The sequence below is a fragment of the Verrucomicrobiota bacterium genome, assembly GCA_039192515.1.
Lineage (GTDB): Bacteria > Verrucomicrobiota > Verrucomicrobiia > Methylacidiphilales > JBCCWR01 > JBCCWR01.
Map to the genome: position 1 here is coordinate 1 of JBCCXA010000050.1, position 17,673 is coordinate 17,673.

16 protein-coding genes are annotated in these 17,673 nt (G+C 40.8%); 8 read left to right on the plus strand and 8 right to left on the minus strand.

The window, feature by feature from the left end; translation table 11 throughout:
• Nucleotides 1-903: IS630 family transposase (locus tag AAGA18_14540; protein ID MEM9446560.1), on the minus strand; the 903-nt coding region annotated here is incomplete at its 3' end.
• 87 nt (nt 904-990) lie between these two features.
• On the opposite strand from AAGA18_14540, the gene AAGA18_14545 reads away from it, so the two are divergent.
• Nucleotides 991-1,260, plus strand: coding sequence for a hypothetical protein (locus AAGA18_14545; GenBank protein ID MEM9446561.1), 270 nt, complete (start codon nt 991-993; stop codon nt 1,258-1,260).
• Between the two features lie 18 nt (nt 1,261-1,278).
• On the opposite strand, the gene pheT is transcribed toward AAGA18_14545, so the two are convergent.
• The 6 genes from pheT to AAGA18_14575 all read right to left on the minus strand — a co-directional run bounded on the left by pheT (nt 1,279) and on the right by AAGA18_14575 (nt 7,909).
• Complete coding sequence (gene pheT, locus AAGA18_14550) at nt 1,279-3,579, minus strand: phenylalanine--tRNA ligase subunit beta (GenBank protein ID MEM9446562.1); 2,301 nt, start codon at nt 3,577-3,579, stop codon at nt 1,279-1,281.
• Nucleotides 3,580-3,587: 8 nt separating this feature from the next.
• Nucleotides 3,588-4,073, minus strand: a complete 486-nt coding sequence (locus AAGA18_14555; GenBank protein ID MEM9446563.1) for a UvrB/UvrC motif-containing protein — start codon at nt 4,071-4,073, stop codon at nt 3,588-3,590.
• Between the two features lie 7 nt (nt 4,074-4,080).
• A complete protein-coding gene (gene ilvE, locus AAGA18_14560) occupies nt 4,081-4,950 on the minus strand; it encodes a branched-chain-amino-acid transaminase (GenBank protein MEM9446564.1) in 870 nt (289 codons plus the stop codon).
• A gap of 2 nt (nt 4,951-4,952) precedes the next feature.
• Entirely contained in the window at nt 4,953-5,615 is a 663-nt protein-coding gene (locus AAGA18_14565) for an ABC transporter ATP-binding protein (protein ID MEM9446565.1), read from the minus strand.
• Nucleotide 5,616: 1 nt separating this feature from the next.
• The gene (locus AAGA18_14570) at nt 5,617-6,894 is read right to left on the minus strand and encodes an FtsX-like permease family protein (GenBank protein MEM9446566.1); all 1,278 of its coding nucleotides are present in this window, start codon (nt 6,892-6,894) and stop codon (nt 5,617-5,619) included.
• 316 nt (nt 6,895-7,210) lie between these two features.
• On the minus strand, nt 7,211-7,909 hold the full coding sequence (locus AAGA18_14575) for a hypothetical protein (GenBank protein MEM9446567.1): 699 nt from the start codon (nt 7,907-7,909) through the stop codon (nt 7,211-7,213).
• Nucleotides 7,910-8,303: 394 nt separating this feature from the next.
• Between AAGA18_14575 and AAGA18_14580 the strand changes: the two genes are divergently transcribed.
• Nucleotides 8,304-8,996 carry an HXXEE domain-containing protein gene (locus tag AAGA18_14580; protein MEM9446568.1) on the plus strand — a complete coding sequence of 231 codons (693 nt, stop codon included), beginning with the start codon at nt 8,304-8,306 and terminating at the stop codon, nt 8,994-8,996.
• A gap of 4 nt (nt 8,997-9,000) precedes the next feature.
• On the opposite strand, the gene serA is transcribed toward AAGA18_14580, so the two are convergent.
• The gene (gene serA, locus AAGA18_14585) at nt 9,001-10,659 is read right to left on the minus strand and encodes a phosphoglycerate dehydrogenase (protein ID MEM9446569.1); all 1,659 of its coding nucleotides are present in this window, start codon (nt 10,657-10,659) and stop codon (nt 9,001-9,003) included.
• A gap of 148 nt (nt 10,660-10,807) precedes the next feature.
• Here serA and AAGA18_14590 point away from each other — a divergent pair, with 148 nt between their 5' ends.
• The 6 genes from AAGA18_14590 to AAGA18_14615 all read left to right on the plus strand — a co-directional run bounded on the left by AAGA18_14590 (nt 10,808) and on the right by AAGA18_14615 (nt 17,418).
• Nucleotides 10,808-11,413 carry a winged helix-turn-helix transcriptional regulator gene (locus AAGA18_14590; protein ID MEM9446570.1) on the plus strand — a complete coding sequence of 202 codons (606 nt, stop codon included), beginning with the start codon at nt 10,808-10,810 and terminating at the stop codon, nt 11,411-11,413.
• Between the two features lie 647 nt (nt 11,414-12,060).
• A complete protein-coding gene (locus AAGA18_14595) occupies nt 12,061-12,552 on the plus strand; it encodes a MotA/TolQ/ExbB proton channel family protein (protein ID MEM9446571.1) in 492 nt (163 codons plus the stop codon).
• Between the two features lie 34 nt (nt 12,553-12,586).
• Entirely contained in the window at nt 12,587-13,009 is a 423-nt protein-coding gene (locus AAGA18_14600; GenBank protein ID MEM9446572.1) for a biopolymer transporter ExbD, read from the plus strand.
• Nucleotides 13,010-13,029: 20 nt separating this feature from the next.
• Nucleotides 13,030-13,596: a peptide deformylase gene (gene def / locus AAGA18_14605; protein MEM9446573.1), complete on the plus strand. Its 567-nt coding sequence runs from the start codon at nt 13,030-13,032 to the stop codon at nt 13,594-13,596.
• 203 nt (nt 13,597-13,799) lie between these two features.
• Entirely contained in the window at nt 13,800-14,807 is a 1,008-nt protein-coding gene (gene hemB / locus AAGA18_14610; GenBank protein MEM9446574.1) for a porphobilinogen synthase, read from the plus strand.
• Nucleotides 14,808-15,048: 241 nt separating this feature from the next.
• Complete coding sequence (locus tag AAGA18_14615; GenBank protein MEM9446575.1) at nt 15,049-17,418, plus strand: S8 family serine peptidase; 2,370 nt, start codon at nt 15,049-15,051, stop codon at nt 17,416-17,418.
• Nucleotides 17,419-17,673: the final 255 nt, after the last annotated feature.

Here is a 17,673-nt window from a genome sequence, read left to right on the forward strand (position 1 = left end):
ACATTCCTGAGGAGTGAATGATTCGAACGCTTCAACAACAGCCTCAAGTAGTTCCTGCCAAGTTCTCTTTGCAGCTTGTCGTAAGTGAGTTTTGAATTTGGCAAAGGCCATTTCAATGGGGTTAAGATCTGGACTGTAAGCGGGAAGATAAACGAGCTTTGCACCCACTGCCTCAATAGCCTCTCTAACACCGTTGACTTTATGTGCAGGTAGGTTATCACAGATAACAATGTCATCTTTACTAAGCGTTGGGCAGAGGTGTTGGCTGATAGAGCCCACAAACATTTCCCCGTCTATAGCACCATCAATAAGCAAGGGTGCACTCAGTGCATTATATCTCAATGCCGCTAAAAAGGTGGAGCTGTTCCAGTGACCGTAAGGAACCTGGTCATGACAGCGCTCTCCTCGTAATGCTCTCCCGTAGAGGCCAGTCATTTTAGTGTTCACACCAGTCTCATCTAGAAATACAAGTTTCTGTGGATTCCAGACAAGCTGATCCCATTTCCATTGTTGACGCTTGATTGCTATATCAGCGCGTCCACGTTCGCTGGCCCGAAATGTTTTTTTAAAACTATAGCCCATCTTACACAGATGATAATGAAGTGTTGCCTGGCTAATACTTAACTTATATTGCTCATCGAGTCTCTCTCGCATTTGCTCCAAAGTCATCCCAGGGCTTTGCTTGATCCATTTGATGAGCTCTTTTTTGTATGTATGAAGTTTACTTTGGAGATGGCCTCCATGCTGTTTATAGTAAACTTCTCCTTTTTGTTTATATCTTTTCCAATATTGCCAGACTGTTGTTCTCTTAATCCCAAAGTTATGAGCTGCTTGACTTTGGCTCATTCCACCTTCAAGGGCCTGGATGACTTTATCTCTCAAATCCTTACTATATGCCTTCATCCTTAAGCTTATAATCTCAAACCTCTTAAATGTACAGCTTGTTGTTACTTAATCAGTAAATGCTCTAACTAAAACAGGAAATGAGATATGTCTGATAGTCAAAAGAATCTAAAACTTGCCAATATCTTAATGGGTATAGGCCTTATGTTACTTATCGTCCTCAGCGGGGTTGGAATAAGCGGTTTAATGGGATCAAACAGCGGTAACCTTGCTGTCATGAGCTTTTTCTATACAGCCATGATAGGACTGATCCCCTTAGGCTTGGGTTTCTCCATTGGCGCTATCTTCTGGATGATTATCTTAAAAAGAAAAGCGAATGCTGGAGACCCGACTCAAATCAAAGAACAAGCGGCTTAATTTTAAAAGATATCTTAACTAGCTTCTAAGCTTGCCTCCAGTGCTGCTAAGCACAGAGGCAACAATCTTGTCTTCCCACTTCGAGACATCCTTATCGGTCAAGGTCTTGTCTTTTGAGCGGTATATAAAAGCATAGGCCAATGATTTTTTAGAAGCATGCAATTTATCACCAGAGTCATCCTGAAATAAGTCAAAACATTTGACAGACTCTAATTCTTGGATATTGACTTTTTCGATTGCACGGAAAATATCTTGTTGCCGAACAGAACGTTCCACCTCAAAGGCAAGGTCTCTGCTCACTGAGGGATAGGAGGGCAGCGGTTGAAAACTCTTTTGCTTATAACCTTTTGAATGGTTAATCTTTAATTCTACTGCATAAACTTTCTGCTTGATATTAAAGCGTTTCAATAGGCTTCGATCTACTAAGCCAAAATCTTTTGGCACTTTAATCTCTGGAAAGGATAATGCCAAATGCTCTAAAATTCCCTTCAATGAGTAATGACTAACAAGCTTGCCTTCTTCCTCCCAACTGTTTAAACGTTCCTTGCCAGTAGCTATCAATAATAAATGTCGCTCTTCACGAAAATGACCTCCACGCGATAGGCAGACCGAGCCTATCTCAAATAAATGTAAATCTTGGTTACCCTTATCAATATTCATCTTGATAACCGTTAATGCAGACTCTAATAGATTAGATCTAAAATCTCCTAGGTCACTATTAAGAGGATTGTGTAAACTCACAGCACTACCTTGATCTTCTTCTTGAAGCGAAAGCAAACTGTAGTTAGAGATTTCATGATAGCCCAAACCGGCTAATTCATAACGCAAAAGCATTTCTCTATCGTACTTGCGGTCCGCATCGCTAGAATTACTTACAGCAATCTTTAAGCGTGACGGCACACGAGCTAATCCCTCAACTCTGGCAATTTCTTCAATAAGATCAATTTCACGCGATAAATCGACACGAAATGAAGGTATCGCCCAATTACCCTGATCTAATGATTTCAGACCAAGCGCTTCAAATATTTCCTTAACTCTAACTTCAGATACTTGATATCCTAAGAGAGCCTCAGCACGTTGATGATCCATATGAATTTCGGATAATCTATCAACAGCGGCGCTAGATTCAATGCTCTTGTGAACGACCTCGCCACCGGCTATTTCTAAAATAAGCTCAACGGCTCGCTCTCTTGCCCAATCTACCCCCTGAGGATCAACTCCGCGTTCAAAGCGATAAGAGGAATCACTGATTAAAGCTAGCCTACGAGACGTTCTTCGTACCGTCTTAGGCTCAAACTGAGCACTTTCCAGGAGAATACGTGTTGTTGAATCAGTAACTGAGCTAAGCAAACCACCCATTACACCTGCTAAGGCTATCACACCATTACTATCAGCTATGGTAAGGTCCTCTTGATTTAGTTCATAGCTTTCATGATCCAGGGCTTCAAATTTCTCTGCCTCCTTTGCTCTCCTCACGATGATTTTTTCATCAGCTAGCTTGTCTGCATCAAATGCATGAAGAGGCTGCCCATACTCAAATAGCACATAATTTGTAATATCAACTATGTTATTAACAGGCCTAAGTCCTATAGACTCTAACCTTTGCTTCATCCACTCAGGACTAGGACCAATGTGCACTCCATTTATTTCAACTGCTGTATAACGGGGACAGCCTTGCTTATCTTGAACATCAATAAGACGGCTTCCACTCTTTACTAAAGGCTCTACCTGAGGCTTAGCATAATCACGTTTTCTAGCACCACAGGCTATTAACTCACGTGAAACACCAATATAAGATAATAGATCGGATCTGTTGGGTGTCACTTCAAGTTCTAAAACTGTATCACCAAGATAAAGATCTTTCATGGACTGCCCCACCTTTGTCTCAGAATCTAGAATCAAAAGCCCCTCAGCGTCATCAGACAAACCAATCTCAGAACCAGCGCACATCATTCCCTCGGATACCTCACCTCTTAGCTTAGACTTTTTAATAGTGAAAGGCTTCGAAAATTTTTCTGAGGCGGGTATCACTGCTCCAGGCAAAGCCAAAGGAACCATATCACCTTCCTTAAAATTACTGGCACCGCACACAATTTGACGTACCTCTTGCCCATCATCAACTTGACAAAGACGGAGCCGATCAGCATTAGGATGCTGTTTAAAAGACAAAACCTTAGCAGTGACTATGTGGTCGATCGAAAAACCTGTTTCATGAACAGCTTCTACTTCTGTTCCACTCATGGTTAGTTTCTCTACAAGTTCAGAAAGCGACCAACTCCAAGAGCAATATTCCTCTAGCCAATTTAAACAAATTTTCATTCCGCCCTTTACTCATCTATAGACTCAAAAGCTTTGAGCCTGTCCCTTAAGCGTGCAGCCTGTTCATAGTTCTCTTCTTGGACCGCTGCCTCTAATTCTTTTCGTAATTGTGTAACTTCTTCAAAAATTTTAATAGCTTCCGAGCTTTTTTCGGGGATTTTCCCTGTATGTTTTCCACTCTTTTGCATCTCGGAAAGAATTTCCTTAAGGTCCGTATTAAAGAATTCGTAACAACCAGGGCAGCCTAACCGCCCTGACTTTCTAAAGTCCTCTTCACTGAAACCGCAATCAGGACAATGACCTTCTTCGGAGGCGGCTAACTCCTTCTCCTTCTCCATATTTAAAAGCATGTCAGCTAATGAAAAATTCGAAGCGTCTAGAACACCCATGTTCTTTGCACAACGTTCACATAAATCAACTTTGTACATTTGACCTCCAACAATTTGTGTCAAGAAAACAGTGGCTTTTTCGCCCTTACATTTTTCACATTGCATGATCTTCTCAGAATATCTCTGCCCCAGTTGTTGATGTTAATTGATGATAAGCCCCAATAATTTTCTTAGTCCACGTTCCTACCTTACCATTACCAATATCGCGCCCATCTACATTTACCACCGGTATGATTTCTGCCCCAGTTCCGGTAAGAAACATTTCGTCACTGACAAATACATCATAGCGAGTCATTTCTATTTCCTTTAGAGGCAATTTCATTTCACTCGCTAATTCTAATACCACTTGCCGCGTTATACCTCCCAGGCCTCCAGCGTAGGTCGGAGGTGTATACAGTGTTCCATTTTTTATAACAAATACATTATCACCCGTGCACTCTGCAACGTAACCCTCCTCGTTTAGCATAAGCACCTCTTTAACACCTGCAAGATTTCCTTCAATCTTAGCCATGATATTGTTGAGATAATTCAAAGATTTCACTGAAGGGTTTAGCCCTGCAGGGGTCGTTCTTCTGGTTGATGCAGTGATAATTTTTAACCCCTCCTCATAAAACTCTTTAGGGTAGAGCTGCAAGGATGAAGCAATAATTATAATAGAGCCCTTAGCGCATGTTGAAGGCGAAAGCCCCAAGCTCCCTACGCCGCGTGTGACTACTAAGCGAATATACCCATCTTGCATTTGATTCTGACGCAAAGTCTCTAATACGGCTTCAGATATCTCCTCATGCGAAAGCGGAATAGTAAGAAGAATTGCTTTAGCAGAATCAAATAAGCGATCTATGTGCTCTATCAGGCGAAAAACGCGCCCATTGTAAGCACGAATGCCCTCAAAAACTCCATCACCGTATAGTAACCCATGATCAAACACCGAGATCTTAGCTTGATCTTCGGCATAGAACTCACCATCAATAAAAATCTTCATACTTATCTCTTTTTTATATTTCCATCTGCTAAAATATACATAGTGGAGGCTTTATCTGCCAAGTTTTGGTCATGCGTGACAAACACAAGAGCCTTCTTTTTTTTGCTACTTAAATCAAGCAGTAATTTCATAATTATTTGGCTCGTTTGACTATCCAAATTCCCTGTTGGTTCATCCGCTAAAATTAACTCAGGATCATTAATTAAGGATCGAGCAATGGCCACTCTCTGCTGTTCCCCACCCGAAAGTTCATTTGGTCTATGTTCCATTCTTTCATACAAACCCATATGGTCGAGAAGCTCCGTAGCATCTTTTTTACACGACTTTCTAGCTAAAGCACCTGGCAACATCACATTCTCAAGTGCCGTAAGCTCAGGTAGGAGATGATACGACTGAAAAACAAATCCAACTGTTTGATTACGCCATTTGGCTAAAGTTGCTCTACTCCACTCATTAAGAGCTTGGCCTTCCCATAAATAGCTACCACGAGTGGGGCGATCCAGACCACCCAAGATATGCAACAAAGTGCTTTTACCAGAACCCGAAGCTCCACATATGGATACTTGCTCTGATTTGCTGAGCTGCATGTTGATACCATTCAATACCTTGACATCTAACTTCCTACCCATGCGATAGTTCTTTTCAACGCCTCTCAACTCAACCATTTTATTCTCCGTGCAAAGCTCTAACAGGATCTAGCCTTGCTGCCGTAATTGCTGGGATTAAAGCCGCTAACACACTTAAAACCAATCCAATTAAAGCAATCCCTGCAATCATTTCACCTTCAATCACTGCAGGCAACTGCGTAAGGCGATAAATCTCAACAGGAAAAATTTCAACCCCAAAGCATACTGTCAGGAATTCACTTATTTTATCGCGGTAATGAAGAACCAAAATGCCGCTAGCAACTCCAAGTAGTGAACCAAAAAAGCCAACAACTAAACCATAAAGTGTAAAAATGCTAGCAATTTGCTCTTGAGTAGCTCCAAGAGCTTTCATAATTCCTATCTCCTTTGCCTTCTGAACAGTCACCGTAATCAAGGTACTGCATAGACCAAAAGCCGCTACTAAAATGACAAAAAAGAGAGTAAAGAATATAAGCTTTTGCTCTACTGCAACAGCGTCAAGCATTGTCGCATTATCATCCTTCCAAGAACGTATTTGTAAAGCGGGGTCATCTAGACTTTTTAATATGGCATCTTTTATTAGATTTGCTTGGATAGGCTTTTCGAGGTGAACTTCTAAACCATGTGCTCCATCATCTAGTCTGTAGAGTTCTTGCATAAGGCCTAAGTCCAATAAAAATACATTTGCATCATAGTCTCCTAAACCACTGGAAAAAATGCCTACTATTTTATATTCGCTTGGAGCGGCAAAAGATCCTTTTAAATCTTTGCTATTGATGCCAGCTTGTTGAGTGAGTGATTGGAGGTATTCAATATTTTTGGGGGAATGGATACGGATTTTATCACCTAACCAAACTCCATTTTTCATCGCCCATATTTTCCCAACAATCACTGTGTCAAAGCCAAAGACCCATTCACCTGCCTCTAAATGTTCTTTCCCTAATCTGCTGCCTTCTTGCTCAGAATCCCATTGGCTTCCCCACAAAATAGGAGTTGTAATCCTTGAATTATACTCAGCGATAATGGGCCCACGAATATACGGCACAACACCTTCTACACCTTCAAAGCCTTGCAATGTCTCCTGCAGTTGCTCATAGCCTTGTAAATAAAAATCATTGGTCACTCTCAAGTGAGGGGTAAAACCTATCAGTTTATCTTGAAAATCACGTTCAAAGCCCTCCATCACCGAAAGTACAACAATAAGAACTCCCACACCAAGCTTTACTCCAAGCATTGACAGGATGGTAATAACTGAAACGAAACTCCCTTTGGGTCGAAGATACCTCATAGCTAAAAACAGTTCGACAAAGCGATGCATTCGGAGAAAGTGCCTAGAGTTATCAGACTTGGCAAGTCTCCCTGCCAAAAAATCGCTTTTTTTACGGCTACTAGTCTAAAACCATGTTGTGTAATAGAGACTTAAAAATCTGCACAAGATTTTGGCCCGAAGAAACATATAGTTCCCCTAGGACTGGAACCTTTAGATACATCTTCGTTGACTCTCTTTCACTTGTAGTTCCTGCTTTTACCCATCTCGCCTAACTTTTGATGGTAATCCAGGGTAAATCCCCATCATTCATTCACTAACTGAAGATCTTACACTTCCGAACAACCTATATCAATTGAGGGTTAGCTCAAAGGTCTGGCACTGCAGCAAATAAAAAAGCCGTTAGCGATGCTCTGACTCCTGGTAGCGGCTCTAAAAAGCGCTTGAATGCGCTTATTTCTTGTGGATGAAATAGAAAGTAGATACACAGTTTCAGTGGAGTAGGCTTACCTGCTCGATAATCATACGCACTCTCTAACGCCTCGATTGGCAAGCTCTCATTGTACAAATCACTGATTGCCCTTACCGCTATAAACTCAATACCGTGCTGCTCAACGACTTTGGCAACACTTTCTGTCTCCATATCTACCATCTGACAACCAGATTTTTCTCTCAGTTTCGCTTTATCTTCAGCTGTTGCTACGACCTTGTCCGTACTTACTAACGCTGCCATATCAAAATTTGGTATCAATTTGAGGTAATTATAAGTATCTGTCTGACAATACTTACTTGCAATCAATACATGGCCGCGTTCTAAATTTTCATTCAGTGCGCCTGCAAATCCAGCTAAAATGACGTATTGGAAAGGATAAAATTTCAGTATCTTTTGAGTTCTCAAAGTGGCTATCTTGGGGCCCACACCTACAATCGCAACGACTACTTGCCTTCCTCCCAACTTGCCTTCTATCATTTCAACACCATTACGGTTCTTCCATACAGGCTTTCCCCCTAGTCCTTTGGCAAATGCCTCCCCCTCGAATCGAGTTGGAAATAATACTGCAATCATTTTATTACAATCTAGTTCTAAAAATGCTAGAAGTTGACTTATAACTTTCAGCAAAGCTTTTCACAAACTAATACTAACCTTTGAGAATTATATTAGCAGAAAAAGACTCTATGCATCCTAAGCTAAATGACTTTTTAGGAAAGGATTTTGAGTCACGCATCATTATTTTTTCTAATTATCATTCTTTTGAATAACCAAAATATTAATTACTGTAATTATTTGCATTTTTAAAAAATCAAATATTGTAATAACGCTCAATTTAATTCTAGTAAACTAAAAGATTTTTGCGTTAAATTAGTGCGGTTCAAAAAATGGCGTTGTAAGTTGTTGCCGCTATATCGCTCACTGCTTAGATGTGTTTGGCCAATTGCTATACTAATTAAGGAGATTTAGATTGAGAAATATATCCTACAAGGAAAAGGGATCGAAAATCTCAGCAAAGGATTCAAGAAGATTTGCCCCAACGCAGAATGCAGAAGAAATTGTCTTAAAATGGCCCTTATTTAGCTTAGCTATCGGACTTGTAACACTAGGTCTTGGCATCACAGCTTTGCAATATGGTAGCGATCCGGATGAGATCATTCTATTTTGCTTTTTTTTCTTAGTAGCAGGAATGAGTTTTCACTACGTTGAATGTTATATATACCCTGGTAATTTCATAGCGGATTTTAATCGTAGTTATTTTCAGTCACTCTATGAAGATATACCGTACAGCCCGAGAATGGCTCTATTCATAAATTTCCTAGGATTATACTTTGCTAGCATTATCTTAACTTTGGCCACATACTATGTATCCATGATTGGCTTTATTCCTCTGGGCATGATGCTTGCTCATGGAATCAAAGTCCTCTCATTTGCCTTGTCCGAGAAAGCTTACACCCCTGGATGTATGACAAGTGCACTAATTCTTATACCTTACCCCTTGCTAGCTAGCTTCCAGCTTATAGCCAATGGAAACATTAGTCGTCAAGGTTTTGCAGCAGGTTTTCTTTTGGGATGGGCTTTCTACACACTGAGCCTCGCTTATTTACGCCACCGCTGGCAAGCCAAACAAAAAGCTTTAGGCAAGAAAGGTCCTGCAGGATAATAAGTCATATTTCAACAACGACTGTTGCAGTAATATGTTTATCCTCGCGTACCTCTTCTAACAACTCTTCACTTGGTTTAGAATCTAAGTTGAAAATGCTCCAAGCTCTAGCGCCTGCTTCAGATCGACTTAAAGACATCGAAGCAATATTAAGATTATGCTTACCCAATAGCGAACCAATAGAACCTACTATACCGGGGCGATCTTCATTCTCCATAATAAGCAATACCCCTTCTGGCACGGCCTCTAGATTGTAACCATTAAGCATTACAATCCGAGCTCCCATACCAAAGAACGTTCCACTAATCTGATATTCCTTACCATCGCTGCGCTTAGCACGAAGTGTCATCAATTCAGAAAAATCACCGGCTTCGCTGATCTTTGTTTCTTGTATGGCTAGACCGCGTGAATCGGCGTATTTCAAAGCGTTGACTTCGTTGACTTCACTTTGTCCAGCATGCTTCAAAAAACCCATTACCGCACTTCTTGTAATAGAAGTCGTGTTCATTTCACGCAATTTGCCAGCGTAGTTCACTTTTAGCGTTTCGCACCTACCACCTATCATTCGTGATAGTATCAACCCCAACTTGGAAGAAAGATCCAGATAAGGGCGCAGCGTTTCTAAGGTGCGCGCATCCACATTAGGCATATTCACAGCATTGCGGACGGTGCCTGTTTGAAGTAAATCTCTAATAGACTCAGCTATCTCAATTCCCACCGATTCTTGAGCTTCTGCTGTAGAAGCTCCCAGATGCGGTGTTAGAACAACTTTGTCTTGCTTTAGTAAGGGTAAATCAGCAGCTGGTGGCTCAGATTCATACACATCAAGTGCAGCACCAGCAATCGTCTCAGATTCTAAACATTCATCCAAATCAGACTCATTAATGAGTCCTCCACGAGCACAATTGATGATTCGAAGAGATGGTTTGCACTTCTTTAAACGGTCCTTATTGATAAGTCCTTTTGTTTCTTCAGTCATTGGTATATGCAAGGTAATAAAATCACACTCAGGAAGCATCTCATCTAGGTGATCAAACAGCTCCACCTGAAGACTTTTTGCTCTGCTTACAGACAAATACGGGTCAAATGCCAACACCCTCATTCCAAAAGCAATAGCTCTGCGACTTACCTCGCTACCAATTCTTCCCATCCCTACAATCCCTAAGGCCTTCTTATTTAATTCAGTCCCTTGATACTTCTTGCGCTCCCATTTTCCTGACTTAACTGAAGAATCAGCCTGCGGGACATTTCTTGCTACGGAAAGCATCAGAGTAAAGGCCAATTCAGCTGTAGATATGGTATTCCCCCCAGGGGTATTCATCACGACAATACCCTTTTCAGTTGCTGCATCTACATCAACATTATCTACCCCCACCCCAGCACGGCCTATGACCTTCAGACGATCACACTTCTCAATAACTGATTTTGGAATTTTTGTGGCACTCCGAACTGCGACAGCATCAAAATTTGGCAACTCTTCAAGCAGCTCTGATTCGGATTTCGGCTTTGCCACAACAACCTCTATATCCTTTTCAGAATCAAGGACTTCCACTCCCTTAGGAGAAATCCCATCTAATACTAAAACCCTGTAATGAGAACTCATAAGGAGTGGGATCGTAGCTAACTCCAGGCCTCTGTCAACCGCAGTGTCGATTTCCATCATTTTTCGCGTAAAAAGTCTTGCTTTGTACCCACAGCAAAACTACGCTGATTTTTACAGTAATTTCTTTACCAAATACATAATAGAAAGGCAGTTGTAACAATCCATGAAAGGCAGATCTCTTAGAAAAGTTTCTAAGAATCCAAAGCTAATGATTCTCACTGAGATCAAAAAGAGCCAAGGATTATCTGTTTCAGAACTTTGTGAGCGTATTGGTCTCTCCTACATGGGGGTAAAACAGCATTGTGTCGCGCTCGAAAAAGAAGGTTACCTTGATACTTGGAGACGCCCCAAAGGGATGGGTCGTCCCGAGAAAGCCTATCGCCTTACAGGAGTTGCTCAGGAATTTTTCCCGACAGAATATGGGACTTTTACCACACAGGTCCTCGACTCTATTAACCAAGTTTACGGCCCTAATGCGGCAGAAAAAATCTTGCACAACATCTATCAAAACGAGACGAAAAAGTTATCGGAGCGCTTAGAAAAATTAACAGCTCTTGAAGAAAAAGCTCGTGAGCTCGCCAATTTACGTGATCAAGATGGCTACATGAGCGAATATTACTATGACCGCGACTCTGGATATCATCAAATTGTTGAGTATAATTCTCCTATTCTTTTATGTTTAGACAACTACCCCATTTTGCGTGAATTAGAAAAAGAGATGTTCACCGATTTACTATCCACTAGCATAGAACGCGATGAAGAGCGTGTGTCTGGTTTGTACAAGTGTATTTTCACAGTTCAACCATCTAGCTAGGCTCGCCTCAACACTTATCTACCAGAGCAAAGACTGGATAGAACCACTACTCTAATGCATTATTTCCTGCATGACGAAATGACTCTTGAGATTTTTGAGGCATAATCTCATGCGAATAAATGGCTTAGGTAAAAGCTCTAAAACTAGTGAAAAATCTTCTCAAAATAACTAAAATCTTAGCAAATTAGTTTCCATAATTTCCGTAACGCAATCGTAACTATCCGTATTTCCAACCACTTATGAAAGTGTTAATAACTTCTAAATAACTATAAAGAAATGAACATAACCTATTCAAAATAAGGCAGTTAGATATACTTGAAAGGCGTGAACAAAAAACAAATCCAGAATGCAATAAAAAAATTCAATCTTGACAATTGTGCGGCTAAGCAACTTTTGGCCTAAATTCGCTAGACTTAGAATTCTCTGACTAATAATTAGAGTAAACTAACCGGGTTTGGCAAAGCTTTTGCTGGCATTCAATAGACACTCCGCTACTTTGGCTAAACATGTTCTCCAATCTCGTTAACTTTATTAGCAGTGGCGGCTTTTTTATGATTCCACTGGGAATCTGCTCCGTAGTCTCTTTAGCATTCATATTCGAACGAGCATTCGCCCTACAGCGCAACAAAATTTTGCCCGACGAACTAATGTCCACAATAATTCACCTCAAAATTGGTGAGGACACTGAAAAACTGGCTGAAATGACAGGTCCAGGACGCTCTACACTTGCTAGGCTCGTGCGCGTCTCGCTAGAGCATTTGCCATGGAGCCGCTCCGAAAATGTTGAAGCCGTTCAAACTCAAGCCCGCACCGAGGTTATTCGCATGGAAAAAGGCTTAGTAGTCTTAGAAATTGTTACTGGCATTGGGCCTCTACTTGGTCTATTGGGCACAGTGTCAGCATTGATCACCATATTTGGGAACATTGGCGATGTAGGACTGGGAGATCAGGGTATGGCCATTGCACGTGGTATTTCTGAAGCACTCAATACGACGGTTGCTGGACTCGTTGTCGCAATTCCCTCACTTATTGCTCATAGCTACTATTCACGAAAGATTGAATCTATGATGATGGAGATGGAAAGTCTAACCATGGACCTCATTGCTAAATTTTATCTCAACCCCGAGGGTGAAGAATAAATCAAAGCAAACTATTAAGTCACACCTAATATAGATGGAATTTTATCGCAAACGCAAAAAGCCTCTGACTATTCAAATAGTTAGTCTAATAGACATCCTTTCTATTCTCATTATCTTTTTTATCGTCACCACAACTTTTAAAGTAGAACAACCGGAAGTGGAAATAGAACTTCCAGATTCTTCTACAGCTCAGGCCGAATCTGCGAATAAAACAACTCCTAAAATTATTTATGTGACGAAAGAAAAAGAAATATACGCTGGAGATAAAAAGATCGAACTATCTGAGCTAACTCGGTATTTGATAGATCAAAAAAGCAGTAACGACAAAATCGAATTCGCACTCAAAGTTGATAAAAATATCCCTTTCGAGCTCTTTGTAAAAATCAACGATGCTTTCTTAGAAGCAGATATTAAGGACTTGTCCTTTTATACTGATAAATCTGAAATAGAGAAATAATACAACTTAAAACTTATCAAGTGAAACTTCCCATTGTCCTCTACGGAAACCCAGTGCTCCGCCAAAAAGGTGAAGACATCAAAGAGATTACAGACGAAATCCGACAGCTTGCTCAAGACATGATAGAAACCATGCATGAGGCACATGGAGTCGGGCTTGCAGCTCAGCAGATTGGTAAAGCTTTACAAATCACCGTTCTAGATGTTGCGGATGTTGCTGAACGCCCGTCACGCATGTGGATTAGTCAACAAGAGGTTGAACTTGAAAAATATATGCCGATGATCTTGATAAATCCCAAGATTGAAATGACTAAGAAAAAGGAAGTTGGTGAAGAAGGATGTTTAAGCTTTCCTGGAATCACTGCTGATATATCTAGAGGTTTTCGAGTGAAAGTCGAAGCACTTGACCTCCAAGGCAAAGAAATCAAATTTGAAGCAGCAGGTTTATTAGGTCGCGCCGTACAACACGAAGTAGACCACCTCAATGGCATTCTCTTTATTGATCACATTTCTCCTACTACTCGCCACTCTATTAAAGACGGCATTACAGCCATACGCCATCGAGGGCAATCCGGCCAGACCGCATAGAATTAGTACCATCGGCAATTCGATGCAACCTGCACGCAGTCATAGAGTCCGTCTTCTAGATTGATTAACTTTTGATAGATCATCATCGACTTTCTTTTACTTGTAGCTCAAGCTAGTAGCACCTGCTTCAAACTGTATTAGATAATCTGGATTCAATATTAAGCTTTGCACTTTCAAATCTATCAAGCTTAATATGAGTTCCTATGCTCAGACGCCCAAGAAGAAATCGCTACTCTAAAGCTATTAGAGATTTGGCTCAAGAAACTTACCTACAAGTTACAGACTTCATTGCACCCCTATTCTTGATTGAAGGAAATGGCCAGCCTGAGCCCGTATCTTCGATGCCTGGAGTGTATCGACTGCCCATTGATAAACTTGTCGATGAATGCATAGAGCTATTTGAAACAGGAATCCGAGCAGTTCTACTTTTTCCATGTCCCAAGACAAAATATAAAAACCCAGCTGGTTCTTATGCACTAGATGCAAACAACTTCCTTTTTAGCACTATTTCTAGAATTAAATCAACAGTCCCAGAACTCACTGTCATGACGGATGTTGCCTTGGACCCCTATACAACTCATGGACATGATGGTGTTTTAGATGGGGGTGGTGACGTGGACAATGATAGAACCGTTGAAATCCTTAGTAAAATGTCCATCTTGCATGCTCAGGCTGGTGCAGACTTTGTAGCACCTTCTGACATGATGGATGGACGCGTTCAAGCAATTCGTGAAAGCCTTGATGCCAAAGAATTCCATAAAGTAGGCATTATGGCTTATTCAGCAAAATATGCTTCGGCTTTTTATGGCCCATTTCGTGAAGCAGTCGGTAGCGGTAAAAAGTCTAGCCCAAAGTCAGCATCAGATTCCGAGACGGTTTACCTAGATAAGAAAACATACCAACTTCATCCTGCCAATTCTCGAGAGGCGCTTCTTGAAGCTGAGCTGGATGAAAAGGAAGGCGCAGATATTTTAATGATTAAGCCTGCAGGACCTTACCTCGACATTCTTAGTCAAATAAAAGAAATCACATCCCTACCTTTAGCTGCCTACCAAGTCTCTGGTGAATATGCTCAAATTCATGCTGCAGCAAAACTGGGATGGCTAGATTTACATCCAGTACGAGATGAATCTCTGTTAGCTATCAAACGTGCCGGAGCAAACATGATTATTTCTTATTTTGCTAAGGAGATGGCCCAAGCTTTGCGGTAACCTAACGCAAGAAATAGATGATCTCTTCGCTCCTTTACTCAATAGACTTCATCTTTGCAGACGTCACATAGCAAAACTTACCTGCATATAATTTTTGCTGAATCCTAACCGTATTTTTTCATTTTTATTCCCTCAAGGATAAAGAAAAAATGACGAGTATACGCTATCGTATAAAAGCTGAGAGTTAAATGAATTAACCGCATACTCATTCCATCTAATATGGAATGGACTACAAAAAAGTATGATGAAAAATAGGAAGTTACTGCTTTGGTTCGTCTTGTTTGCAAGCCTCATTTGCGTTTCCTTGTATCCAATCAATTATAAGACTGCATCTCCTAAGAATACACCTATTCAGCAATCCTCGACCAATATCTCCTTAAACAAAAGTCATCCACCTCAATCACCTAACCCTCTTTCTTTGAAGATAGTTGATGCAAAAGTTTTACAAGACAAATCAACCCATGAGAAACTTTTAGAAAATGCAGAACTCCTAGATGAAAAATTTTTAGAAACCGCAAACTCTAAACAGAAACAAGTACAACGGCTTTACCGCACAAAGCTAAAATATCCTATCGTCCGTCTGAATGAAACCTATGAGTTAAAGCAAACAGGTTCGCAAAAAATACTGCGTCGTGATTTCATGGTAGGGGACCATGTCATGATGCGTTTCCCAGATAACCTTAGTCGAAACGAGATTAAGGCATGGGCAGCACGTTATAACTATAAGATTAGAAATGAGCTCAAAACAGATGAGCTCTATTTAGTTCAAACACCGAAAATTGCTGCTGATGCTATCGATGAGATCATAAACAATTTCAATAATGATTTTCCAGAGACAACTGATAACGAATCTGATCCAGGATATTATTCAGAGCCAGACTATATACTTTTCCCATTAAGCGAGCCATCCGATTATCACTATGATGTTCTTTGGGGACTCAATAATGAATCACAGTCGGGAGGTACTTATGACGCTGATATTGACGCACCAGAGGCATGGAATATCGCCACAGGATCTAAAGACATTTTAGTAGGCGTTATAGATACTGGCATAGATCGCGCTCATTCAGATTTACAAAATAACATGTGGTCCAACCCCTCAGAAATTGCTGGTAATGGAATTGACGATGACATTAATGGGTTTGTTGATGATGTATATGGATGGGATTTCTATGCAAACGATAATGATCCAAGTGATAGTGGTTATCACGGAACTCATGTTGCAGGAACAATCGGCGCAGTAGGGAATAATGGACAAGGGGTTGTGGGAATTAATTGGGATATCTCTATGGTTTCCATAAGTTTTCTAGGGCCTTTTGGAGGAACAACCTCCGACGCCGTAGAGTCTATTAACTATGCGACACAAATAGGAGTGGCATTGACTAATAACTCATGGGGAGGTGGTGGCTACTCTAATTCTTTGAGCAACGCTATCTCCGTAGCCAATAACGCGGGTATATTGTTTGTAGCAGCCGCAGGCAATGACGCTTCTAATAATGATACTTTTCTCCAGTATCCTGCCAGTTATCCTCATGATAACATTATTTCTGTTGCCTCAAGTAACTACACCGATGACCTATCCAGTTTTAGTAACTATGGAGCAGCCAGCGTAGATATGGCAGCACCTGGATCAAACATTGGTAGCACTATTCCCAGTGATATATTTGGCTATGATGCATACGCTTATTTAAGTGGTACTTCTATGGCAGCACCACACGTGGCAGGTGCATTGGCGTTACTAAAATCAACCAAGCAGAAGATGCATCACTTAGAGCTAAAACAGCTTCTTTTAGACCATGTCGATCCTTTCCCACAATGGGCAGGACTTAGTGTTACTGGCGGAAGATTAAACATCCATAAAGCCATGAGCGCTCTTAACCCTCTATCCATTACTCCCTCAAGTTTAGATTACGGCAGTATTCAAATAGGAGAAGCAGATCTCAAGACATTTACTATCACAAATAATACAGATCTCGAGATGACCATTAGACTAAATCTCACAAACCCCTATTTTATGGTTCCATCTCAATCATTTTCTATGAGTACAAATGAAACCCTAGAAATAGACGTCTCGTTCAATGCGCAACGACTAGGAGTCAATTCTGGGGAAATAGAGGTGTTGGTAGAAAACTTGCCAGACTATAGATATATCATCAGCCTCACTAGTGAAACGGCTCTTTATGAAGCAGAACAAATCAATACAAATCCCTTCCCAGTACATAGCTATATCCTCTGGCGTGAGAGCACTTTCCCTACAATTCCTGCCAATAGTGGACTTTATGAAGACTACGATGAAGATGGCACGGCTAATGTTCTCGAATACATCTTTGCTCAAAACGCTTTAGGTCGAGGTGTTAGCAACAATACTCCTAGGATAGAAGATATGAGTAGTGATCGAATTATACTAACATACACTCGTAGGAATGAAGTTTCTGATTCCTCACTTTCAATGCAGCAGACATCAGATTTGAGACAATGGCACCCAATCAAAAATCAAGATATGAGTGTGGTCAACACTATAGATAACAGTGATGGCACTTCCACTATATGGATAGAAGTCTTAGTCTCTGATCTAGAAAAAGTTTTCATTCGAGCTGGTTTTGCGCCTTAGCAAATTTAATCTGAATGACGTGTTAGGGGCTTAAAGATCTGCTTAAGATCTTGGCCCCTAGAAAGATAGCCTCTGCTAAAATATCACCTTGTTATACATCTTCGTCAGTTCTCTGTAAGCGTCAGATCTGGCGCCCTACGAAGAGGATGGCATAGGTAAAGTCGTAAAGGATAGTATAAGACATTACTGATGGAACAAGAGACAGAGATATTAAAAACTGATGTGCTTGGGCGTGTGACCTTACCCCCTCAAAAG